Below are 25,024 nucleotides of genomic sequence, written 5' to 3'. Positions count from 1 at the left end.
TTTTATCATAAAAAGAACGACTTTTTTCTACTAAATACTAACCGAATTATTGGATTGACATCCATTATAGTTCGGTTAGTATATTGCCTTATTCACTTTTGTTGCTACCACTATTATTACTCTTTTTTCTCTTCATTGAACGAATCCGATATTTGATCAACCAGTTTCTCGGCTAATTTCCGATACATATTACTTCTATTAACAAGCGACACAATTAACAGCACTTGTTCAATATAAGCTTGATCTTGTTGATCAAATTCATCTGCTTCTTTCTCCACATCAGCAGTAATTGCTGCTGCATCTAGTTTAAAGTCGGTAACATTTTTATCATATAAATTAATATAGTGATCATATATCAATTCCAAGTCAGTTTGATCTAGATCTACTTTATCATTTAAATCTGATAAAACGATTTTAATATCATTGATCGAGAGTGTTCCTTTTAACTGGTATATTAAATTAATCAACATAATATGTTCTTTACTATATTTTTTATTTTTAATCGGGAATAGTAACTTGGCCTTTGCATAGTTATTAATCATTGTTTTAGTTAATACCTTTTCCTCTTCATTCCGTTTACTTTTAGAAAAGGTATCATCAAACAACTGCGTAACTTGATCCATATACAAATCAATCGACGGGATATCTTCTCGCGTTATTTTATTGTTTAATTCAAGTTCTTCGATAATTTTATTTATGTTTTCCACATCAAAACCTCAACTTTTAGTAATGGTATTTCGTTCCATTATAGCTTAGTATGCCTTAAACGTAAATCTTGACGGGATTAAAATATATAAGTATTATAGTATGTAGTATTTAAAACTATATAACGTAATAGGAGTGTTTCTTATGAATCAATATATTCGAGAACCAATAAATGGCTTCACCCATTTAGCAGGTGCTGTTCTTTCCTTTGTAGCTTTAATCGCAATGATCATTAAAGCCACCGCAACAACTGGATCCCCAATAGCTATTGCAGCAGTAATAATTTTTGGCATTAGTATGATCTTATTATATGCGACTTCAGCAACTTATCATATGGTTATTGCGAAAGAGAGTGTGATAGCTTGGTTAAGAAGACTTGATCATGCGATGATATTTATTTTAATTGCTGGAACATATACACCATTTTGCTTAATCGCTTTAAACGGAACAATAGGTTGGTTATTATTTGGTGTTGTTGCAACGATTGCAGTGAGTGGAGTAATCTTTAAGATGGTTTGGTTTGATTGTCCAAGATGGCTATCAACCAGCCTTTATATTGTGATGGGTTGGATGATTATTTTTGTTGCTGCACCACTATCGTCTAACATCGAAGCAATCGGCATGTTTCTATTAATTTTGGGTGGCATTATTTACACCATCGGCGGCGTTATTTATGCGACAGAACCGAAGTTTTTAGCGTCAAAATACATGGGTTTTCACGAGATTTTCCATATCTTTATTTTACTTGGAACATTAGCTCATTTTCTTAGCGTATATTACTATGTATTATAAAAACCAAGAGAATCATTTCTCTTGGTTTTTACAGATTCAACTATTTAATAACTAAACTTTCTTACCAAAAAATAAGAGCTAATCGTTGACTATCTAATTTTTTTGTACAGCTGTTATATCGCTTGACAGTTTTTTTAAAAAGCCTACTATCTAAAAGACTGTCGTTTAGTACGAAACGTCCATAAACTCTGACGTAACGTTCCTTGCGTCGGAATTTCCAGCAACTGCGAAACAACATTGTTATTGGCTATCTAAATAATTTACTGATTTCTACCTTCGCTGGATAGCGTATCTTTGTTTATACAGGTAATAAAATCACTTTCTATTGTTTCTAACTCTTGCTTTAGTTAGCAATTAATTACGAAAAATAGAAACTTTTACGCAATTTTAATTAACAGACTAAAACCAGCGGATCAAGCGAAATGGGCGAGACTCCTGCAGGAACAGCACGGGCTGAAGATCCACTCGGAAGCGTTCTTTGCTTCCGAGTTAGCTGAAGCCGTGCCTGCGGAAAGGGAGCCCATTTCGCTTGAGGAGCGGGGCATAAACTCTATTGTACTGCACTTTATATAAAGAGTTTTATGTTACGTCGCAGTTTCTCTTTAGTCCATAAGATGAAACGCAATGACGCTTATGAAAGAAGCGTTAATAAGAAATAATTTCTTCACTCTCTGTTTCCGTTCCTTCTGACCTTATTTCTACAAGCAACTTGTGTGGAAGACAAATAATCGTTTCCCCAGGTTCGCTTTTCCATCCCATCTTTACACCAACTTGATCAGGACTGTTATCTTCTTTAATACGAATCTGTTCTCCATCTACTTCCATTAAATTATACTGATTTCCCTTACCTTCTATAATAAATTGTTCATTACCTTCATGACCAGTTAATGTTATTTCTTGTATTACCTCTCCATCTTGAATTATAGCAGCAACCACTTGATCTCCTTCACTAACTGTTTTTGACATTGAAAAAACAGTCAACGGTATAAACGATATTGCTATTAATACAACGATGATTACAACATCGAACGGCTTCATTATTTTCAAGACATTGCGCATATTAAAAACCCCTTCTAATATAAGAGCTTATACTTCTCTATATACACGTATTATACCATTTACAACTAAATTATAGGTGGCATTTCTAAATTTATGATAAAATTGATCTATTCTTATAAATGGTTAGGTGATGCACATGCAAAGTTTTATTGACTTTTTCCAAAACTATTACATAATTGGTCAAATTATTATTGTTGTTTCCATATTAGCTTTAATATTATTTATTCGTTTTCTCATCTTGTTAATCACAACAAAAAAAGTTACAGACTATCCCGAACGCAATCAAGCGATTCGTTATTTTTTAAACTGGATTACTTTCTATTCTATGGTATTGTTTCTTTTCTTTTATTTCGGTGAAGCCAGTTGGATGCTAAAATCATTCTACCAACTAGGATCAACTAACATCACGCTATCCTTATTAGTAATAATATTCTTGATTTTATCGTTCGCATACCAAAGCTCGAGAGTGTTAACCAGTTTGTTCATGCCACGTATTTATGATCGTTATCACCTTGACCGAAGTATTCAATTTACTTTTAATCGTGTTTCTCACTATATGATTATGATTATCGCTGTTATGATAAGCATCTCTACAGTTGGCATCAATCTAAGCGCCTTAACTGTTTTCGCAAGTGTTTTAGGTGTTGGTATTGGTTTTGGACTTCAGAATATTACATCTAATTTTATTTCTGGTATTATCTTATTATTTGAGCGCCCGATTAAAGTTGGAGATCGCGTCATTGTAAATGATATTATTGGTGATATTGAGCAAATAAACATGCGCGCCACCATAATTAAATCAATTGATAACGAGCATATTATTGTGCCAAACTCCTACTTTTTAGAAGAACATGTTATTAACCGCTCTTATAGCGATCCAACGATGCGTCTTGTGATTCCAATTGGTGTCTCTTATAGTTCAGATCCAGAGCTAGTTCGTGATTTACTCATCCAGGTTGCAAATGATGAATCAGATTCAACAGAATCCGTCTTATTAGATCCTTTACCATATGTTTATTTTAAAGGATTTGGTGACTCGTCATTAGATTTTGAATTGTTCATTTGGATTTCTAACCCAAACGACATTGTCCGAGTCAAAACTAACATTAATTTCCGAATCCATCACATTCTAAAAGCACATCAAATCGAAATTCCATTTCCGCAACGCGATCTACATTTACGTTCAGTTGATCCAACCATCGCTGAAAAATGGCAGCAATAATCTTCAAGTAAAAGAACCGACACCGTAAGACGTCGGTTCTTTTACTTGATATTTTCACATGATTAGTGACTCCTTCTCGCAAAATCAACAAAACGAAAGCGGTCTGGACGATGTCGTGATTCTGTATATTGGAACAAACTCGCATCATCCAAATAAACATAATTCTTAATTACGACAATATTATGAAACCCTTCTAAATCAAGCAATTGACGATCTTCTTCAGTCGGCTCATCGACTGTTATTTCCTTTTTAGCAAAACTAATCGTCAAACCCACTTCTCCTTCTAGATAAGAATAGATCGAATCCTCACAAATTTCCTTTGATAAGTGCGGGACATACTTTTCATTAAAATAATCCTTATCTAAAATCACTTTGTCACCCGCAAGATCTCTAACACGGATTACTTGCCAAACCTGATCTTTACTTGACACGTGTAATTGTTGTTTTAAATATGCATCGGGCGTTGATAGTGAAACATCATGAACAATTGTTTTTACTTTATTATCCATTTTATTAGCCAATTCTTTAAAACTAACTAATCCAGAGACAGGGAAATCATATTTATTCCGCGGAATCACGACTGAACCCTTTCCTCTTACCTTTTGTATATAACCATTTTGCGACAATAAATTGAGCGCTTTTCGAATTGTTTCTCGTGATGTTTGATATTGTTCTTTTAATTCATGTTCTGATGGCAACAACTGATCATCTTGCCACGTACCATTGTCAATTTGGTTTACAATCTCATTATAAATCACTAAATATTTATTCGTCATACTACCTACGTCCTCATCTGCCTACTTATTTAAATAATATACAATGGACTCATATGGACGAAGTCTGCCAGATCGAAAGTTCTCTGAGGCATCAAGATAATTTGAGATCAAAATGGTAGAATCCATCTTATCCAGTTCTAAATCACTTGTTAATTCAAAGTCAGCTTCTATTCCATAAAAATTATTAAGCACTAATAACTTTTCATTTCCATTATTACGTATATAAGCAAAAATAGCATGATGATCATCTAAAATCAACTGATAATCTCCTTCAACAACGATATCATATTCTTTTCGAAGCTGAATGAGCTTTTGGTAATGATAAAAAATAGAATCTACATCCTCAAGTGCCGTTTGTGCATTGATGTTTGGATAGTTATCCGCTACATCAATCCAAGGTACATCTGTGGTAAAGCCAGCATGTGACTTATCACTCCACTGCACAGGCGTTCTTGCATTATCGCGTGATTTTTGTTTGAGAATAGCAATAATCTCAGAGTCTTTAAAGCCCTCTTCTTTCTTCATCTTATACATATTTAGCGATTCTACATCTCGATAATCTTCTATTCGATCAAACCCCGGATTCGTCATACCAAATTCTTCACCTTGATAAATATAGGGTGTACCTTGCATCATATGGATTGTTGTTGCTAACATCTTGGCTGACTCTTTATGATACTTCCCATCATCTCCAAAACGCGAGACGACTCTCGGCTGGTCATGATTGCACCAAAACAACGCATTCCATCCACCACCTTGATGCATCTTCGTCTGCCACTCAGATAGAATTTGTTTCAGTTCCTGAAAATCAAATCGAGCTTTTGCCCATTTCTCCCCATTAGGATAATCCACTTTTAGATGATGAAAGTTAAAGGTCATATCAAGTTCTTGACGATTAGGGTTCGTATATTTAATACAATTATCTATAGAAGTTGATGACATTTCTCCAACTGTCATTATGTTATATTTTGAAAAAGCTTGCTCGTTCATTTCACGTAAATAGTCATGAATCTTAGGTCCATCGGTATAGAACTTTCTACCATCACCAGGCGCAACTGATCCATCATCATCAGGAAATACTTGATTCTTTGAAATTAAATTTATAACATCTAACCGGAAGCCATCCACACCTTTTTCTAACCAAAAATCCATCATTTCATAGATTGTATCGCGCACTGTTACATTTTCCCAATTCAAATCCGCTTGTGTTTTATCGAATAAATGCAAAAAGTATTGATCTGTTGTTGCATCATACTCCCAGGCTGGACCACCAAATTTAGATTGCCAATTTGTTGGTTCTTTATTATCTATTGCATCCTTCCATATATAAAAGTCTCGATACGGATTAGTTTTTGAGGAAGCTGCTTGTTTAAACCATTGATGTTCTGTAGAAGTATGATTGACCACAATATCCATAATGATCTTCATATCACGTTTGTGCGCTTCTTCTAATAACTGATCAAAATCATGCATTGTTCCATATTCTTTATAGACAGTATAGTAATCACTTATATCATAGCCATTATCATTCTGTGGGGAATCATAAATTGGAGTGAGCCACAGTACATCGACCCCTAATTTGTTCAAGTAATCTAACTTCTCAATTATCCCTTGTAGATCACCTTTACCATTAGCTGTTGTATCATTAAAACTCTTTGGATAAATTTGATAAACCACCGATTTTTTCCACCATGGTTGCGTCATTTAGTGCTCACCTTCTTTTATTTATAGAAGAGCAAAGCAACTATACATTCATAGTCGCTTTGCTACTTTATTTTTATTTTTTTCCTAAACGTTGAAATGCATTTTGACCCATTTTCATTTTCGAGAAAAGCATTGTCAAGAATAACGGAACGACAACCGCTACTGCCATTGCTACAAAAAACATTACCCAATGCGCAGCTTGGATCGATAGAAATCCTGGTATACCACCAACACCAATCGAGTTCGCCATTACGCCACTACCAACAGAAATAATTGCTGCTAGCGCCGAACCAATCATCGCTGCTAAAAATGGGAATCCATATTTTAAATTAATACCGAACATCGCAGGTTCCGTAACCCCTAAGTAACAGGAGATAGCCGCCGGGATCGAAACTTGCTTTTCTTTCTCATCCTTACGATTAATAAAGATCATCGCCAATACTGCTGAACCTTGCGCAATATTAGATAAAGCGATCATTGGCCATAAATTCGTTCCATCAAATTCACTCATAAGTTGTAAGTCTATTGCATTTGTCATATGGTGTAAACCCGTTATGACCAGTGGTGCATAAGCGAAACCAAAGACTGCAGCAAATAACCAACCAAACGCTGACGTTAATCCACTATAAACGATATCTGAAATCCATGAACCGATTTCCCAACCAATAGGTCCAAGCACGACATGTGCGATTAGAACCGCTGGTAATAATGCAAAGAATGGAACAAATATCATCGAAATAACATTTGGAATAACCTTTCTCAAACCAATTTCAAGATATGCTAATACAAAACCAGCTAAAATTGCCGGAATAACCTGTGCCTGATAACCAATCATATTAACTGTAGCGAAGCCAAAATCCCAAAACGGAATATCGCCTGTTCCTGCTCCAGCTACACCATAAGCGTTTAATAGCTGAGGCGATACAAGTGTAAGTCCAAGAACAATACCCAAAATTTGCGTTGTCCCCATTTTGCGTGTAACGGCCCAAACAATACCAACAGGTAAAAAGTGAAAAATAGCTTCTCCTATTAGCCATAAAAAGGAATGTGTCCCTGCCCAAAATTGCGATAGTTCGATAAGTGCTTGATCACCATTTGGTCCGAAATTCGGAATATCACCAATAATATTACGAAAACCTAATATTAAACCACCAACTACCAAAGCCGGAATTAATGGTGTAAAGATATCTGCTAGGTGCGAAATCATTCGTTGAATAAAATTCATATTTTGTTTTGCTGCAACTTTCGCATCATCTTTTGACGTATCACCTGTACCAGAAATTTCAGTGAATTCTTGATAAAAAGTGGAGACCTCATTTCCGATTATTACTTGGAATTGACCCGCATTCGTAAATGTACCTTTAACTAAATCTATTTCTTCAATTTTATCTGTATCCGCTTTCGCATTATCATTTAAGACAAAACGCATACGTGTTGCACAGTGTGTAACAACCGAAATATTATCACTACCACCAACGTACTCTAGTAGATCCTTAGCTGAATCTGCATATTTACCCATTGTTTTGACCCCTTTCTTCTTTACGAAGATTAATTTTAGTTTATATCGAAATAAATGACTTATACAATAAGGACACGACAACTTGTATATACATGTTATCTGATTACGCTTTCATTATATCTTGTATATACATGTTAGTCAACTAAAAAAATAGGAAAACTTTCTCCCGGTCCTTTACAACATTAAAAGAGGCCACTTTTACGTGCGTTTTCTATGAGGAGTTTAATTTTTCTTCGAAGCTGACAACGGAGAGAATATTACTTTTAAAAAAGGACATCAACAATTTGCGTTGATGTCCTCTGTTTATCTTCTAAATAATATATTGTTTTCCAAATGAATATGTTCGACTGTATTCGCCTCTAATTCTGCTAGGCGTGCATATGTAATTCGATATGAATTACATGCCCCAACAGGCAAAACAAACCCGTTCGTAGCATCGCTCATTTCTTTTAATAGATCACCAATCAGTTGATGTTCTTCTTCCATACGCTGCGAAAGTTCTTGAATACGCATTGCCGTTTCCAGATCTTTCGTTTCTTCATATTGACGTATGAGTGGAAATAACGTGTTCTCTTCTTCAAATAGATGTGACTCTACATCAGACATAAATGTGTGATATAAAATATGAAGTTCCTTTAAATGTGCGTGATTTTGACCATGAACACGAAATATTTTTGTTACAAATTGACTGAGTGGTTCTAATTCATCATGTAAGTAATCATGGTGACGTTCTAGAATATGATTAATTAACGCTGTGCTTGATACTTGGTCCCAATCTATCACTTCGTTTCCCGCTTCTTTCCAACTTGAATACGCTTCGTTTATAGTCTGAAGAAGGCTCTCGACATCAACCGGTTTATTCACTACTGTCTCTTTAAGTGATTTATCTCCATCACAACAAAAGTTAATCTTTTCTTTCTTAAAAAAGTCACTTGCTTTCGGAAAAGTCTTAACGATTTCCGCGGGTGTATTATCTATATCAAATGTTTGCATAAAAATGCCTCCTAATAAAGTGTCTATAAAGAACATAGCGCACTTTTGTTTAGGAGGAAGTGAGTTAAATCACTATATATTTTAACAAGTAATTTTAGTATCTGAGTCAATTTCATAATTACCTTATCAAGCCACTCCTAGTAATATATAGTTTGGAAACGTTTTTATCCAACTATATATTATTAGGGGTGGTGACTAAATAGGTATTATGAAATTGATTAATCTATTCAAAGCTATTTTTGTTCACATGTGCATCATTCTCTTGTAAAATCACTAATGCCTCATTAAAATCTTCCTCGGAAACTTCACACTCTAATACGGTTTTACGCTCACCTTCATCTTCTTTGAAAAACCCTTCACCCGATGATGGGATTGGATATGGTGAATTTCCTGGCATGGTAGCTGATGTACCGCCACCTCCTGCCACTAATGGGACAACAAACTTATTTGCCAATCCATCTGAGACTTGATCAATCATTACATTGCGTACATTAACTTTATTATTTAATTTAGCTCGAACAGCCTCGGCATCGTTCTCTGACTTGAAATAAGCTTCTAATTTCTTAAACATGTTATACACCCTTTCTTTTTTTAGAATGAGATGTGTTTTACAATCAATGATTTAGCATATTCTAAAGTGTTATATATACCATACCCAATCTGAAATAATCGAAACACGTAAAAGGAATACATTGTAAAGTATGCGTAAAGTTTCTCCAACATTACCTATTTCATTTCGTTTTTTTAGTAAAGTAGACGTAGACAGAAAGACAAAGGAGAAGGTATACATGAAGAAGTTTTCTAAAAGAGAAACAAGCTGGGTATTTTATGATTGGGCTAATTCTGCTTACTCTATTATTATAACAACAGCTGTTTTCCCTATTTTCTATAAAGCGGCTGCGACTGAAGCTGGTATTTCAGGGGCAAATTCAACTGCTTATCTAGGCTATACCATTTCCATTTTTACATTCATTTTAGCTATGATTGCCCCGATTTTAGGGACAATAGCCGATTATCAAGGATATAAAAAACGTTTTTTTGCTTTCTTTTTTGGTTTGGGTATTACAGCCACCGCAACACTCGCCTTTATCCCCAGTGATAATTGGTTATTGTTATTGATTTGTTTTCTAGTTGCTTCGATTGGATCAACAGGTGCAAACATATTTTATGATGCTTTTTTAGTTGATGTAACAACGAATAAGCGTATGAATCGCGTTTCTGCTCGAGGTTATGGATTAGGTTACATCGGTAGTGCCATACCATTTTTATTAAGTATCGTGATCATTATGTTGGCACAACAAGAAATTTTACCGATATCTAGTATTACGGCAAGTAGAATGGCATTTTTAATCACCGCAGCTTGGTGGGGACTATTTTCAATCCCGCTATTGCGACATGTAAAGCAACGCTATGCGATCAAACCTGAACCAAATATTATTAAGAATAGTTTTAAGAGGCTTGGTGGTACCTTCAAGGAGATTAAGAAATACCGTGCTGTATTTTTATTCTTAATCGCATACTTCTTTTATATTGACGGGGTTGGTACGATTATTTCTATGTCGACTGCATATGGAACTGATCTAGGATTGAACACCACAAGTCTATTAATTGTATTATTTGTTACCCAGGTAGTTGCAGCACCATTTTCTATTTTATATGGAAGATTATCTGAAATCTTTAAAGGTAAAAAGATGTTATATGTTGGAATCGGCGTATACATGGTTGTTTGCATCTATGCATTCTTTTTAGAAACAATTGTTGACTTTTGGATTTTGGCAATGCTTGTCGCAACATCACAAGGCGGCATTCAGGCTCTAAGTCGCGCATATTTTGCCAAACTTGTTCCAAAACATCGCGCGAATGAATTCTTTGGTTTTTATAATATTTTCGGTAAATTTGCTGCAATAACTGGACCGCTGTTAGTTGGTATCACGACACAAATAACCGGTCGTTCAAATTTTGGTGTGTTTAGTCTAATCTTATTATTCATTGTAGGTATGATTATATTAAGATTTGTACCAAATCCAGATCAAAACCTTACTACTAATAATGCTATCATTCAATCAGATGACATTAATCCTTTATAACTAACTCAACTTTAGCGAGTGATGGCATTTAAATCTTGGTACAACTAGAAAGTCTCACAATCCAAAATTAAAGCTAACTTCGGACCAATTTCGTAAGCATCATTACCTTTCATCTTGCTAAATTGAGAGAAACTGCGACATAGTTATAAGTTATGCTTGTCCTCGCTGCGTCAGTAAATGGTCTCGCTTTCCGTGGGCACAACCTCAGCTATCTATAGAAGCAAAGATCGCTTCTATAGAGGATCTTCGGTTTGTGCTGTTCCCACTTGAGTCTCAACCATTTTCTTCCTTCGCTTGATGGCGTATCTTTTCGACTTGTAATTAATTTATGCTCTTCTAATATTGCAGTGTACTAAACTAGCGTATCAAGTGAAATTGACGACACTCCTGCAGGAACAGCACGGGCTGATGATCCACTTTGGAAAGCGCTTTTTGCTTTCCAAAGTTAGCTGAAGCCGTGCCTGCGGAAAGGGAGTCAATTTCACTTGAGAAGCGGGTCAAAAAATTCTGTTACGTCGTAGTTGATATAAATTTCGACGCAAGGAACGTTCACACTAAACAAAAGTCTATTAGAAAGCCACCGATTAGCACTTATTTTTTGGTCAGAAAGTTGAGTAACTAATATATTACTTCTTATTACCGATTAACTTTTTCATCATAGCATCTACTGCCAATGGTTTACTAAAGTAATACCCTTGAATTAGATCACCGTCATGTTCTTTAAAAAATTGTAGTTGTTCTTTCGTTTCAACACCTTCAATTAACACGATTAACCCTAATGATTTGCCCAGTTGCATGATTGAATGTAGTAAAGCGGCATCTCGTTTATCCCCTGGGACATTAACAATAAAAGAACGGTCAATCTTCAGTGTATCAACAGGAAAATCTTTTAAATAATTGATCGATGAATACCCTGTACCGAAGTCATCAATAGAGATCGAGATTCCTAATCCCTTTAATTTATGAAGTTTCGTAATGATATGATCTGGATCAATTAATAGACTTTCAGTAATTTCAAGTTCTAATAAAGCAGGTGATAAGCCTGTTTCAATTAAAACTTGTTCTACTTTATCAACAAAATTCGGATGAACAAACTGTACTGCAGATACGTTAACTGATACAGGAATAGCCGCAAGACCTTCTTCTTGCCATCTTTTATTTTGAGCACACGCTGTACGCATTACCCATTCACCTAGCTCAATAATAAAGCCTGTTTCTTCTGCAATCGGAATGAAGTTCGCAGGGCTAATCATACCAACTACTGGATCGTTCCACCTAATCAACGCTTCCATTCCTCTTAATTCCGATTCCACTGTATATTTCGGTTGGTAATGAAGCGAAAACTCATTCAATTCTAATGCATGTTGAAATCTTTTTTCTATTCGCATCCGTTCCGTTAGCTGTTCTGATAATGTCAGATCGAAATAAGCATATTGACGCGTTGTGAACTGTTTAGCTTGTTTCATTGCAAGAGATGCAAATGCGAGCAAACTTTCTACATCCAGTCCGTTTTCTGGAAACTTGCTTATTCCAATACTATAATCTAGTTGTATCTCTTCTCCCTGTAATAAATAGGAGCGACTTAATTTATGTTCTAATACCGTCAATATATCTTCTAAAGATTGGTTATTTGAGTAAAGAATAATAAAATCATCGGCAAAACTACGACATATTGGGCTTGAACATACTTGGCGTAGTCGTTCTGCTACTTGAACTAAAATTTTATCACTCAGTGCTTCACCGTATGTATTATTTACATTACGAAATCGCTTTAAATTGATACGTAAAACGGTTCCTTGTTCTTCTTGATCAATGGCTTCTTGCAGGTGCTTCTTAAAAAAATCTAAATTCATTAATCCCGTTACCCGATCAAAGTTCGATAATTCTTTCATTTTCTTATTGGAGTAATTCTTTTCTTCGATCTCTTCGGTAACATCAAATTGTAATCCAATAAAATAAGCTAATTCACCTTCCGTATCATGGACAGGACTGATAATAAATTGATTCCAGAAATAGCTACCATCCTTCCGATAATTTTTTAAAACCACAGCAGTTGAATTTGCTCTATTAATAGCCTTTCTTACTTTATCTACTTCTTTTTGGTCTGTACTATTCCCTTGTAAGAATCGGCAATTTTTATTTAAAACCTCTGTTTTACTGTATCCAGTCATTTCTACAAATCCTTGATTAACATAGATAAGTGGTAGTTCCTCATTAGTAGCGTCAACAACAGTTAAACCTACACCCATCGTATTAATAGCAGCTGAAAAATCTGGAAGTGTCATTGTAGATTCAAATTGATTTAAAATATCAGTTCGTTTCATTACATCTAGAACTCCTTTACCTTGTCGTCTTTTAAATAACTATACCACGAGATCTTCCATGTTGTTTAGTGAAAAGAGTTAGAATTAAAAGGCGTTCCATTTGAAACAGATAATTGGAGAAAAAGTTAAAATCAGCGTATTCTAAGAGTACTTTACTAAAGAGGAGCTTTTAAATTGACTACACATAAATATTTCAATGGCGTACCACTATCTGTTTTAGACCTTGCACCTGTAAATGAAGGAAGTAATCCGACTGAATCATTTAAACATAGTGTTACATTAGCAAAAGAGGCTGAAAAATTGGGTTTTCACCGTTATTGGTTTGCCGAACACCATAACATGCCCGGAATAGCAAGCTCTGCAACATCCGTTGTGATCGGACACATCGCTGGAGCAACAAAATCAATCCGAGTTGGTTCTGGAGGGGTTATGCTTCCAAATCATGCATCACTTGTTATTGCGGAACAATTTGGCACATTAGAGTCCCTATATCCAGGCCGCATTGATCTTGGCCTTGGACGTGCACCCGGAAGTGATCAAGGTACAGCTTACGCTCTAAGAAGAACGTTAAACAGTTCAGCCGAAGAATTTCCAGCACAATTAGAAGAGTTACAGGCTTATTTTACTGAAGAGGGCAATAGAGGTGTTCGTGCAGTACCAGGACAAGGTTTGGATATTCCAACTTGGTTATTAGGTTCTAGTGGATTTAGCGCTCAACTAGCCGCCGAGAAAGGTTTACCTTTTGCATTTGCAAGTCATTTTTCACCAGATTACACGATCCCAGCATTAAATATTTATCGTGAGCGCTTCAAACCTTCTCAAAATTTAACGAAACCGTATGCCATGGTTGGCGTTAATATCGTTGCAGCTGACACAACTGAAAGAGCAGAGTGGCTGGCTACTTCACAGCAGCAACAATTCTTAGGTATCATTCGTGGTAGACCAACAAAACTACAACCACCGATCGATGACATGAACACATTCTGGTCAGCACAAGAAAAAGCAGCTGTTGAAAAGACGCTTGATTCTCGCTCAACTATCATTGGAAACGCTAAACAAGTTCAAGAGCAGCTAGCAGCCTTTTTAACCGAAACAAATGCTGACGAAGTAATTATTAGTTCACAGATTTATCATCAGAAAGATCGTCTACGATCATATGAAATAGTAGGAGAAATGTTAGAAAAAAACGACTGATTGGTATCAGTCGTTTTTTTGCGTTACTTTTATTATGCCATCCATTTTGGTGGTGTATCTTTACTCCAGTATATTTCACCAATAGTGTGATGCGTTTCATATCCATCTTGTTCTATATGATAGTGAAAATTGAACCAGTAGCCTTCTTGCGGGCGATTATCCCTACGAACATGGAAGCGTGCAATATCTTGATTTGTTCGTTCATCATATAAGTCAAATATTTTTTCTCCATAACCAGCATATTGTTCTTCTGATATCTTCATATATGGAACTTCATCACTTTCTATATCACGTAAAATTGTCGCAACTACTTCTTCTATTCCAGGTAAAATTTCAGAAGTGAAGTTATCTTCAATTCGATTTGAAATTTTCGGACCTAATTTCATTAAAGCTCGCATTTTTGCTTGCTCGGTTAAGTTATAGATCGGATCTGTTTCGGGAATAAACGCATTAACTAGTTCCGTTGTTTCTTTTATAAAAACAGCGCTATCATCTACCTGCGAGTCTTCTTTGGACGACTCCATTTCTTTATTACTTGCTTCCGCATTTGTCTGTAATTGGACTGGAGGAACATACATGCCTAAAGTCATGATTGAAACCATTACAACAAATATTTTTTTCAACCAAATATTCTTCATCACGTAAGCATCCCCTTTTTTAATTACTACTGTTACGTTAAATTTTAGCATGATTATTTAGAAAGTCTATCTTTTATATGCTTTTTAATCAAATTGAAATATTTCTTTTGTACATTTTCCATCGCACATGACACATACTATCACCTACAATAAAAAAAGGAGTGCAATCATGCCAGAAGAAATGAATTTATTAATGTTTAGTGGTGAATATGACAAAGCAATGGCAGGTCTAATCTTAGCAAATGCAGCTCGTGAACTTGATGTCGAAGTAACCATGTTTTTTTCCTTTTGGGGCTTATGGTTAGTTCGAGATCCCGAAAAAATTTCAAACGAAGACAAAACGATTTACGAAAAAATGTTCAGTTCCTTTTCACCTAAAGGCATAGAAGACTTACCTTTATCAAAAATGAATTTTAACGGTTTAGGAAAAAAACTATTAGTTGATATGATTGATGATAACCATGCACCTCACCTTATACATTTCTTAAAAGGTGCACGAAAGAAAAATGTGAAGTTTTATGGCTGTAAACTTTCTGTAGATATTATGGGCTTTAAAGAAGAAGAACTCTTACCCGAACTAGAAATAGTAGATGCAAAAACATATTTAAAAAGTGCATTACAATCAAACATGCAATTATTCATCTAAAAAAATCTTTAACCGTGACAAAATCATGTCTTTTCCCTTCTATTCATAACACTTTTATCATTTAAACATAGGCTGATGGTAGATGTTTTTTGATTAGAAGGGCGGATTGAAGATGTTTAAAGCAAAAATAGGTAATAGCATAAACTATCCAACTGGCGAATTAGAGCAACACTTTCAAACGTTTAGCAGACATATAATTGGCCATCATCACTTATTTCATTCTCCTTATGGAATGAAAAAAATAATCTATGCAGATTGGACAGCTAGCGGTAGGTTATATCGTCCAATTGAAACAAAACTTACAAACTTATTCGGTCCATTTATCGGAAATACGCACACTGAATCAACGGTTACAGGAACAACAACAACAGAGGCCTATCACTATGCGAAAGAAATCATTAAAAGTCATGTCCATGCACATGATTCCGACATATTAATCTCAGCTGGAACAGGTATGACCGCTGCAGTAACCAAATTACAAAGGTTACTAGGGATTCGCGCACCACAAAATATACAAAATCAAATTCATTTAAAGGAAGAAGATCGCCCAATAATCTTTGTTAGCCATATGGAACATCATTCAAATTATCTTTCTTGGCAGGAAACAATTGGTGACGTAGTGATGTTACCACCAGGATCAGACGGCTCAATCGACATAGATGAACTGCAATCACTTCTCTACCAATACAAAAATAGAAAAGTTAAGATTGGCGCCTTTACAGCATGTTCCAATGTGACCGGTATTCAAACAGACTACTATCAATTAGCAAAAATCATGCATCAGCATGGGGGTTTGTGTTTCATTGACTTTGCAGCTTGCGCTCCTTATGTTGACATTGATATGCATCCTAAAGATTCCTTAAAAAAATTAGATGGTATTCTATTTTCACCTCACAAATTTTTAGGTGGGCCAGGTACAAGCGGCATTCTAATTCTATCGAAGACGTTACTTAAAAATGCTATCCCCGACAACCCTGGTGGCGGAACAGTTATATGGACAGATAAATGGGGGGATTATAAATACGCATCTAATGAAGAAGAACGAGAAGATGGGGGTACACCAGGTTTTTTGCAAATGATAAAAACTGCACTAACCCTTCAACTCAAAGAACAGATGGGCATTGAAGAGATGCTCTATCGAGAAAAAGAATTGACAGCTTTTTTTCTACCACAATTAGAAAAGATAAAAGAGATTACTATTTTAGATAATTCGCCGTTACATCAACGTTTGAGTATTATTGCATTTTATGCAAAGGATATGCATCATCACCTGTTTGTGAAGTTATTAAATGATCGATTTGGAATTCAAGCACGCGGCGGCTGTTCTTGCGCTGGACCCTATGGGCATTATCTATTTAATATTGATCATTCCTATTCTAAGAAAATGGCTAATAATGCGGAAGCTGGTGATATGTCATTAAAACCTGGTTGGGTAAGGATTTCTTTACATCCTGTCATGTCAAATAAAGAAATAGCATTTATCATCATGGCGATTAAAGAAATCCTCGAACATAAAGATGAGTGGCGTAAAGACTACCAGTACAACCCCCAAAAAGATACCTTTGAGCACATTCGTTTAGCTGAAGTACCAGCAATAAATATGAAACAATTGTTTTCTTTATAAGTACAAAACTAAACCAAACTTATTCAGAAGAAATTAAACACAAACCCTGATCTTGCAATCTTTTTCTACTTGCAAGATCTAGCTTTTTATCTATTATTAAATGGTTAGCATCTTGAATCTCACCCAGTTTTGAAAAAGCTTGCACGTCAAACTTTGTATGATCTAACATGATATATACTGTATGTGCTATATCCATCATCTTCTTTTTGACGAGCGCCTGTCTTTCATCCGATTCACTTAAACCTCTTTCAAAATGGAATCCTTTACATGATATAAACGCTTTGTTGACGTAATAAGTATCCAATGAGGATGTCGCTAAAGGGCCAACAAATGACAATGATCCATCTAACAAAGTTCCTCCAGTAGAGATAACGGTGATTAACTTTTTAGCACTTAGTTCCATAGCGACCTTTAATGAATTCGTAACTACGGTTAGTTTCATATCCGGAAGTGTCTTCGCCATGTACCAAGCGGTCGAGCTAGCATCTAGAACAATTGTATCGCCTTCTTCTACCTGTTCTACCGCAAGTCGCGCTATCTCACTTTTCTCCGCAACATTGGTGATCTCTCTTTTTTCGAATGGCAGTTCTTCTGCATCGCTCATTTGAACACTTACTGCACCACCATGACTTCTTGTTAGCTTTTGTTCCGCTTCTAATTTTTCTAAGTCTCGACGAATCGTTTCTTCTGTAACAGAAAATAGTTTACTTAACTCTGAGACACGTACACTCTTTTTTTCATTAATGACTTCAATTATCTTCTGTTGTCTTTCTACAACTAACACAACGTCCCCTACTTTCTAGTAAATTCCTTTACTCGCTTTTGTTCTATTGTATTATTGTAGTTGTTTAAGCGCAACCTAAAAGAAAAACAACAGATAAACTAATTATCATCGTATTATAAGTGTTTAAATATAACTCGGATTAGGAATAACACCGAATGCATTCGCTAAGTCTATTAATTCTTGATCTGTGATCGCTTGCTGCATGCCGCTTTGATGACTATTAACTAACATGTATACTTGTGCTGCTTTCTCTGCTGTTTCTATTAATCCAAACGCATCATCAATTGATTCACCTGCACCAAAAATTCCATGATGTGGCCAAATAACTAAACGATGCTCCGCCATTTCTGCTGCCGTTTGTGTTCCAATCAAATCTGTACCTGGTACCATCCATGGTAAAATTGCTACACCTTCCGGAAAAACAACAATACATTCGGTACACATTTTCCATAATGTTTTTGTGAAAGATTTCGCGTTCAGTTCATGCGTAAACGTCATTGCAATCACATTTGTTGTATGCGTGTGCATAATTACCCGGTGATTAGGATCTTGTTTCAAACGGGAGATATGACTCATAAAGTGTGATGGCAATTCACTAGTGGGCTTCGCATCACCTTCAAGTCCCCATAAAAGATCTACGCTATTTCCATCTTCTGTTACACACAGAATTCCTAAGCAATCATTCGGACTTTTAATAACATTCTTAAAATATTTACCTGAACCAGTTACAATAAAATACTGATTTGCAAGTTCTACTACCGGGAAATCTAGCGCAATCGTACGCAAAATTTGGTTTTTGTCTAAATATGGTTGAATCTCTTCTTCTTTTAAAAGGTAGCTAACATTTCCGCCATTACGCTCATCCCATCCATTGCGCCACATATTAGTTGTAGCCTCCATCATTTCTTGTACGAATGGCGCTTTTATAATAGGATCCTCTTTTGTTTTTTGTATAACTGTCATTATGAAACATCCTCTCTTCTGCGTTATTACACATTTTATTTGTTATATCTTTATTTTATCTTTTAAAACAATATAAATCAACATAAATAAAGATTAATTATAAACTTAACTTTCCAACTTATAAATAACCACGAATCGTTGACTGTTTTAAGTTCGGCGTGTAGCCGTTATATTGCTTGATAGTCTTTTAAAAAACTGCTTTCTATCAGGTTTGCATCGGAATTACCATCAACTGCGACATACATCCATGTTGATTTTCGCTTCGGTCAGTCGCTTTCCGCGGGCAACGCTTCAACTTCCTCGGAAGCAAAAAACACTTCCTGCGGGATTTTCAGCTGTTGCTTTTCCCGCAGGAGTCGACTGTCCTACGCTACAATCAACCAGCATAATGTGCACAGCTTTCGTCATAAGCGCAATAAAACTTTATGACCAGTAGACGATGTATTACTTTTAACACCTATCCAGCGGAGCGAATGAAATGGGTGAGACCCCAGTGGGAACAGCACGGGCTGAAGATCCACTCGGAAAGCGGTCTTTGCTTATCCGAGTTAGCTGAAGCCGTGCCCACGGAAAGCGATCCCATTTCACTTGTGGAGCGGGTAAGGGTTTTCTGTTACATCGCAATTTCTATCAAGTCCGTAAAACGAAACACAACAATGTTTACGTTACCATTATTCAATCAATAAAAAAAGCAAGTAAAACAACAGGTGAGTTGCTTACTTGTTTTTTTGTCTATCTTTAAATAATCTCCTCAAACATTACAATAACTTCTTCTTTTGTCGGCCGGAATGGATTACCAGCTGCACAAGCATCTTTCATAGAATTATTTGCTAATTTATTTAAATCAACTTGATCTACACCTAATTCTGAAAGCTTTGTAGGAATCCCTACTTCTGTTGCTAATTTTTTAATAGCCTGAATGACTTCTTCTGCACATTTCGCAGCGGATTTATCTTTTGTTTCAATACCAATCGCTTTTGCAATTGCAGGGAATTTTTTCGGATCACGTTTCGCGTTTTCACGTTCCACAATCGGCAATAACATTGCATTACACACACCGTGAGGCAAGTCGTATACACCGCCGAGTTGGTGGGCCATCGCATGCACATAACCAAGACCAGCATTATTAAAGGCAAGGCCCGCCAGAAACATTACATAAGCCATTTGTTCACGCGCCTCAATATCGTGCCCATCTTCAACTGCCCGTGGTAGGTATTCGAAAATAGTCTCAACTGCAGCAAGTGCTGTCGCATCAGTAATTTTATATGCACCGGGTGTAACAATTGCTTCAATCGCATGTGTCAATGCATCCATTCATGTAGCTGCCGTTAAAGCAGCTGGTTTACCAAGCATTAGTTCTGGATCGTTAACTGAGATCGATACTAAACTATTTTTATCTACCATCACCATTTTAACTTCACGTGCTTCATCCGTGATTACATAATTAATTGTATATTCAGCTGAGGTTCCAGCAGTTGTATTAACGGCAACTATCGGAACCGACTTCTTACTTGTTTTATTCACTCCTTCAAAGTCGCGTACATCCCCACCATTTGTTACAACTAACCCAATCCCTTTCGCTGCATCTTGTGGGGATCCACCACCTATCGATACAATAAAATCACACCCATTATCTTTAAAAACCCCGACACCATCTGTTACATTTTTCGTTGTTGGATTTGGCTTCACTTTATCATAGATAACATAATCAACAGCTGCTATTTCCAAGTGTTCTAATACTCTACCTACAATCCCATTTTCATTTAAGAATTCATCTGTCACAACTAGTGCCTTTTTACGCTCCAAATCTTTTATAAACGGGTTCAGTTCAGCTAAACAGCCTCTTCCCACTAAATTTGTACTTGGTACATACAATACTGGCATTTTTTCTCCTCCTTATAATTGCTCAATAATTCACATATGATATTAATATGAAACAATTTGTATCTATACCCAATTATATTAAAAACAAAGATAAAAGTAAATACATTATAATTCCGTTTTTTGTTTATATGTGTTGTTTTATCTTTATCTCATATTCTAATAATAAGAGATTTAGTAATAAAATGTAGGAGAAAGAGAATGAAATAACGAACAATATTTTGTTCGCTATTTCATGTAAGTATTTCCTATCTTTGCGATAGTACTTCTTTTTCATAATCACGAACAGATTCAAGCCAATTTTCTCTTACTGGAACACCCATTTGTTCACAATAATAATCCCAAATAGCCCCGAATGGATATGTCTTGAATTCTTCGAGTAAAACTAAACGTTCCGTGAAGTCTCCCTCATCTTGTAACTTCTTTAAATGCTCATGTGGCATCAGCATGGCATAAAGTAACGATTTTATCATGTTACGTGTACCAATTGTCCAAGCCGCTACCCGGTTAATACTCGCATCAAAAAAATCTAAACCAATCATAACCTTATCAAGTGCATCATTACGAACAATTTCCAAGCCGATTTCTTTCAGCTCATCATCAAATATAACCACATGATCACTATCCCAACGTACTGGACGAGAAACATGGAGTGCTAGTTTATCACTGTATACGAGCATGGCCGAAATTTTATTTGAAACCATTTCTGTTGGATGATAGTGCCCTGTATCAAGTAAGCATAGTTTATTATTTTTCAGTGCATAGCCCATATAAAACTCATGTGATCCTACTACGTATGCTTCTGAACCTATTCCAAATAATTTACTCTCAACAGCATCAATATTATAAGCCTCATCAATTTCTTGAGAGAAAATTTCATCTAGCGACTCTTTCAGTCGTTTTCTAGGAGTTAGACGGTCAGTAGGTGTGTCTTTATAACCATCAGGAATCCATATGTTTGTTAATGTCGGTGTACCTAACTCTTTTCCAAAGTATGCTGCTATTTTACGACTTGCCTGGCAATGTCGAATCCAGAAGTCACGAATTTTCTTGTCAGGATGCGATAGTGTTAGACCATCATCAGCCTTTGGGTGTGAAAATAACGTTGGATTAAAGTCTAATCCTAGATCATGCTTTTTCGCCCAGTTCAACCAATTTTCAAAGTGTTTTGGCTCTAACTGATCCCTTTCTACTATTTCTCCATCTGTTTCCGCATAGATTGCATGAAGATTAATTCGATGTTTACCTGGAATAAGCGTTAATGCTTTTTCTATATCAGATCTGAGCTCTGCTGGTGTCTTTGCTTTGCCAGGGTAGTTTCCTGTCACATCAATTCCACCCGATAATTCCTGTTGATTCACTTCAAAACCAGCAACATCATCTCCTTGCCAACAATGTATAGAAATCGGAACTGTTTTTAATCTATCTAACACTTGATCAACTTCAATACCCCATTTTTGATATTGCGCTTTAGCCTGCTTAAAATTTTCATTTACTGTCATATTAATTTCTCCTCTTTTGCTTGATATTGTTTCATCTCAAAAGACTTACTAATAATTTCGCGTGCCTCGTCAATGTTTTTAATATCACCTGTTGCAATCAATTGAGCAATTAAATTACCAATCGCCGTTGCTTCTATTGGACCTGCTATCACTCTTTTTTTGCTTGTATCTGCGATCAATTGATTTAGCATTTCATTTTGACAACCGCCACCAATGATATTAATTTGTTCAAATTCCCTTTCATAAATTTCTTCTATTTGGTTAATTGCAGTTTGATAGCTATTAGCTAGACTATCAAATACACACTTTGCTACTTCTCCAGCAGTTTGTGGTATCGATTGACCTGTATCTTGACAATAACTTTGAATTGCATGAATCATATTCTCCGGCTTTAAAAACCTGTCTTGGTTAACATCAACGGTTGCCTTAAAGTCACCAACTTCTTTCGCCAATTGAACAAATTCAGAAAAAGTGTAGCGATTCTTGTAATTGCGTTTTACTTCTTGAATCATCCAAAGCCCCATAATATTTTTTAAAAATCGAAAACGATAATCGATACCACCTTCATTCGTAAAGTTATAATTAAATGCTTTGGTAACACAAATAGGAAAGTTATTTTCTAAGCCAATTAATGACCACGTTCCTGAACTAATATAGATCGTTTTTTCTTTTTCAGGCACTGCGATTACTGCTGATCCAGTATCATGTGTTGCTGGTAATATCACATCAAAATCCACTCCAAACGCTTCAACCAGTTCAGGTTTTATTGCTCCTAAGTTCGTGCCCACTGGTTGGATGGTTTGAAACATCGCTGACGGTAAACCTAGTTGTTCCAAAAGGTCACAATCCCACGTCTTCGTAAAAGCGTTAACTAATTGTGTCGATGTCGCATTTGTATACTCATTTGCTTTCTTACCAGTTAATAAGAAATTCAAATAATCTGGAATCATTAAAAACGTTTTTGCTTTTGTAATAATGTCTGGATTTGTCTTATTTAACGCACATAGCTGATAGATTGTGTTGAATTTCTGAAATTGTATGCCCGTTTCTAAATATAAGCGCTCTTTACTGATCGTTTGAAAGACTTCTTCCATCACACCGTCCGTACGGGAGTCGCGATATGACACCGCATCTGTTAACAACTGATCGTCTTTATCTAATAAAACAAAATCTACTGCCCACGTATCAATTCCAATACTGATTGGTTCTAATCCTTGATCAATCGCTTGATGAATACCAACTTTAATAGATTTAAATAACTGCCCAACATCCCAACAATAATGTCCATTCTTTTTAATTAATTTGTTCTCAAAACGATGCACTTCAACTAATTGCAATTTGTTTTCGTCTAGATAACCCGCCATCAATCGACCACTCGAGGCACCAATATCAACAGCTAAACTACATTTTTTCAAACTACTCACCTCTTTTGTAAACGTTGTCTTATTATCTATATTACAAGTTGTTTTCTTATTTGGTAATAACGCTACTTACTTTTTTATTGTCCTTATTTGCAATAAAAAAATTCCGTAAAACAAGTTACTTAGGTAACTGTTCACGGAATTTCTTTGGTGTACACCCATATTTCGTTTTGAATATTCGATAAAAATAACTAATATTATCATAACCTACTTGCTCAACAACTGCCGTAATCGGCAGATCAGTGTGTAGTAATAATACTTTTGCTTCTTGCAGGCGCTTTTCTTGAACGAGTTCTTTAAACGTTTTATCCGTTAGTTTTTTGATTTTTTTACTTAATGCATAATGCGGTTGTTTGAGTTGACTAGCTAATTGATAAAGTGATGCATCAACATAATTTGCTTCAATATATTGAAGTGTGTCTATAATGATATTATGCTCCACAACATGTTGCTGACTTTTTTCTATTTTATCTGAGTGCTTCATTAATTCAATTAATAACAGACCCATTTGAAACTTAATCTTTGCATCAGATAAAAAGGAAGGTTCCATTATTTCTAGAATCATATCTTTTACTAATAGTTGAATCTCATCTAAACTAGCAACTGCAAAATAGAGAAACTGTCCATTCTGTGTATGATTAAATAAGCTATTCACGAGGAAATCACTAATATTATGATCATCTGATTCCGCTGACAGATAACTGAAGATATAGTTAAAAAAGTGAGGTTGAATAATGAAATTGATTACAATATCTTCTTTACCACAAGCTATTATTTCATGTTCCATATGTTGATTCAGTAACAGCAGTTCACCTTGCTTTAGATGCAGAAATTCATTCCCTACTTTTTGTTTTAATTCTCCATGGTAGACATAGTTGATTTCCACATAATTATGTTTATGTTTTGGAAAATCAACGTATCTTGTATGCTTGCGCACCATAATCATATTATCTTTACGCAAGAACTTATCACTTTCAATAACAAAATCAGCTTGATTCGTATAGAGTCCTTTATTTACTTCTAGTTTGTTTTCTAAAATTGCACTTTCTTCATCCGTCTCTTCTATGAGGTACTTATATAAATCTATCGGCATTACTTTCCCTCCTCTTTTCACATTGTACATCATAAATCCATTATAAAACTATTATATTTAAACTGTAATGTCCTACTATTTTACCATTGTAATATTT

The 25,024-nt window shown here is 35.6% G+C and carries 20 protein-coding genes and 1 pseudogene; 6 read left to right on the top strand and 15 right to left on the bottom strand.

What is annotated here, in order from left to right:
• Positions 1-116 precede the first annotated feature (116 nt).
• Positions 117-707, bottom strand: a complete 591-nt coding sequence (locus D2K60_RS01445) for a DUF1836 domain-containing protein (RefSeq protein ID WP_117168218.1) — start codon at positions 705-707, stop codon at positions 117-119.
• 142 nt (positions 708-849) lie between these two features.
• On the opposite strand from D2K60_RS01445, the gene trhA reads away from it, so the two are divergent.
• Positions 850-1,497: a PAQR family membrane homeostasis protein TrhA gene (gene trhA, locus D2K60_RS01440; protein WP_117168217.1), complete on the top strand. Its 648-nt coding sequence runs from the start codon at positions 850-852 to the stop codon at positions 1,495-1,497.
• Between the two features lie 645 nt (positions 1,498-2,142).
• Here trhA and D2K60_RS01435 read toward each other — a convergent pair.
• Positions 2,143-2,556, bottom strand: a complete 414-nt coding sequence (locus D2K60_RS01435; RefSeq protein WP_117168216.1) for a NusG domain II-containing protein — start codon at positions 2,554-2,556, stop codon at positions 2,143-2,145.
• Between the two features lie 136 nt (positions 2,557-2,692).
• Between D2K60_RS01435 and D2K60_RS01430 the strand changes: the two genes are divergently transcribed.
• Positions 2,693-3,778: a mechanosensitive ion channel family protein gene (locus D2K60_RS01430; RefSeq protein ID WP_117168215.1), complete on the top strand. Its 1,086-nt coding sequence runs from the start codon at positions 2,693-2,695 to the stop codon at positions 3,776-3,778.
• Positions 3,779-3,840: 62 nt separating this feature from the next.
• On the opposite strand, the gene treR is transcribed toward D2K60_RS01430, so the two are convergent.
• From treR to D2K60_RS01405, 5 genes are all read right to left on the bottom strand, one after another.
• Positions 3,841-4,554, bottom strand: coding sequence for a trehalose operon repressor (treR, locus tag D2K60_RS01425; RefSeq protein ID WP_117168214.1), 714 nt, complete (start codon positions 4,552-4,554; stop codon positions 3,841-3,843).
• A 21-nt stretch (positions 4,555-4,575) separates the two neighbouring features.
• Positions 4,576-6,258 (bottom strand): alpha,alpha-phosphotrehalase, encoded by a 1,683-nt coding sequence (gene treC / locus D2K60_RS01420; protein WP_117168213.1) that lies wholly within the window; start codon positions 6,256-6,258, stop codon positions 4,576-4,578.
• Between the two features lie 73 nt (positions 6,259-6,331).
• Positions 6,332-7,777 (bottom strand): PTS system trehalose-specific EIIBC component, encoded by a 1,446-nt coding sequence (gene treP, locus D2K60_RS01415; RefSeq protein WP_117168212.1) that lies wholly within the window; start codon positions 7,775-7,777, stop codon positions 6,332-6,334.
• A 303-nt stretch (positions 7,778-8,080) separates the two neighbouring features.
• Entirely contained in the window at positions 8,081-8,770 is a 690-nt protein-coding gene (gene ric, locus D2K60_RS01410; protein WP_117168211.1) for an iron-sulfur cluster repair di-iron protein, read from the bottom strand.
• A 223-nt stretch (positions 8,771-8,993) separates the two neighbouring features.
• Positions 8,994-9,341, bottom strand: a complete 348-nt coding sequence (locus tag D2K60_RS01405) for a hypothetical protein (protein ID WP_117168210.1) — start codon at positions 9,339-9,341, stop codon at positions 8,994-8,996.
• A gap of 217 nt (positions 9,342-9,558) precedes the next feature.
• On the opposite strand from D2K60_RS01405, the gene D2K60_RS01400 reads away from it, so the two are divergent.
• The gene (locus tag D2K60_RS01400) at positions 9,559-10,857 is read left to right on the top strand and encodes an MFS transporter (RefSeq protein WP_117168209.1); all 1,299 of its coding nucleotides are present in this window, start codon (positions 9,559-9,561) and stop codon (positions 10,855-10,857) included.
• A 626-nt stretch (positions 10,858-11,483) separates the two neighbouring features.
• Here the strand turns inward: D2K60_RS01400 and D2K60_RS01395 are convergent.
• Entirely contained in the window at positions 11,484-13,181 is a 1,698-nt protein-coding gene (locus tag D2K60_RS01395; RefSeq protein WP_240335210.1) for a bifunctional diguanylate cyclase/phosphodiesterase, read from the bottom strand.
• 174 nt (positions 13,182-13,355) lie between these two features.
• Between D2K60_RS01395 and D2K60_RS01390 the strand changes: the two genes are divergently transcribed.
• Positions 13,356-14,375 carry an LLM class flavin-dependent oxidoreductase gene (locus tag D2K60_RS01390; protein WP_117168208.1) on the top strand — a complete coding sequence of 340 codons (1,020 nt, stop codon included), beginning with the start codon at positions 13,356-13,358 and terminating at the stop codon, positions 14,373-14,375.
• A gap of 32 nt (positions 14,376-14,407) precedes the next feature.
• On the opposite strand, the gene D2K60_RS01385 is transcribed toward D2K60_RS01390, so the two are convergent.
• Entirely contained in the window at positions 14,408-15,013 is a 606-nt protein-coding gene (locus D2K60_RS01385) for a YpjP family protein (RefSeq protein WP_117169066.1), read from the bottom strand.
• 169 nt (positions 15,014-15,182) lie between these two features.
• Between D2K60_RS01385 and D2K60_RS01380 the strand changes: the two genes are divergently transcribed.
• Both D2K60_RS01380 and D2K60_RS01375 read left to right on the top strand, forming a co-directional pair.
• Positions 15,183-15,659, top strand: coding sequence for a DsrE/DsrF/DrsH-like family protein (locus D2K60_RS01380; protein ID WP_117168207.1), 477 nt, complete (start codon positions 15,183-15,185; stop codon positions 15,657-15,659).
• Positions 15,660-15,771: 112 nt separating this feature from the next.
• A complete protein-coding gene (locus D2K60_RS01375) occupies positions 15,772-17,283 on the top strand; it encodes an aminotransferase class V-fold PLP-dependent enzyme (RefSeq protein WP_117168206.1) in 1,512 nt (503 codons plus the stop codon).
• A 19-nt stretch (positions 17,284-17,302) separates the two neighbouring features.
• On the opposite strand, the gene D2K60_RS01370 is transcribed toward D2K60_RS01375, so the two are convergent.
• The 6 genes and pseudogenes from D2K60_RS01370 to D2K60_RS01340 all read right to left on the bottom strand — a co-directional run bounded on the left by D2K60_RS01370 (position 17,303) and on the right by D2K60_RS01340 (position 24,927).
• A complete protein-coding gene (locus tag D2K60_RS01370) occupies positions 17,303-18,067 on the bottom strand; it encodes a DeoR/GlpR family DNA-binding transcription regulator (RefSeq protein ID WP_117168205.1) in 765 nt (254 codons plus the stop codon).
• Positions 18,068-18,190: 123 nt separating this feature from the next.
• Complete coding sequence (gene rhaD / locus D2K60_RS01365; protein WP_117168204.1) at positions 18,191-19,030, bottom strand: rhamnulose-1-phosphate aldolase; 840 nt, start codon at positions 19,028-19,030, stop codon at positions 18,191-18,193.
• Between the two features lie 738 nt (positions 19,031-19,768).
• Positions 19,769-20,914 (bottom strand): annotated as a pseudogene (locus D2K60_RS01355) (iron-containing alcohol dehydrogenase).
• 245 nt (positions 20,915-21,159) lie between these two features.
• A complete protein-coding gene (rhaA, locus tag D2K60_RS01350; protein WP_117168203.1) occupies positions 21,160-22,413 on the bottom strand; it encodes an L-rhamnose isomerase in 1,254 nt (417 codons plus the stop codon).
• Positions 22,410-23,828: a rhamnulokinase gene (rhaB, locus tag D2K60_RS01345; protein WP_117168202.1), complete on the bottom strand. Its 1,419-nt coding sequence runs from the start codon at positions 23,826-23,828 to the stop codon at positions 22,410-22,412. Before rhaB ends, rhaA begins: the two co-directional genes overlap by 4 nt.
• Positions 23,829-23,952: 124 nt before the next feature.
• Positions 23,953-24,927: an AraC family transcriptional regulator gene (locus D2K60_RS01340; RefSeq protein WP_117168201.1), complete on the bottom strand. Its 975-nt coding sequence runs from the start codon at positions 24,925-24,927 to the stop codon at positions 23,953-23,955.
• Between the last annotated feature and the right edge of the window lie 97 nt (positions 24,928-25,024).

Source organism: Paraliobacillus sediminis (genome assembly GCF_003426055.1).
This window is presented reverse-complemented; position numbering and strand designations above follow the sequence as displayed.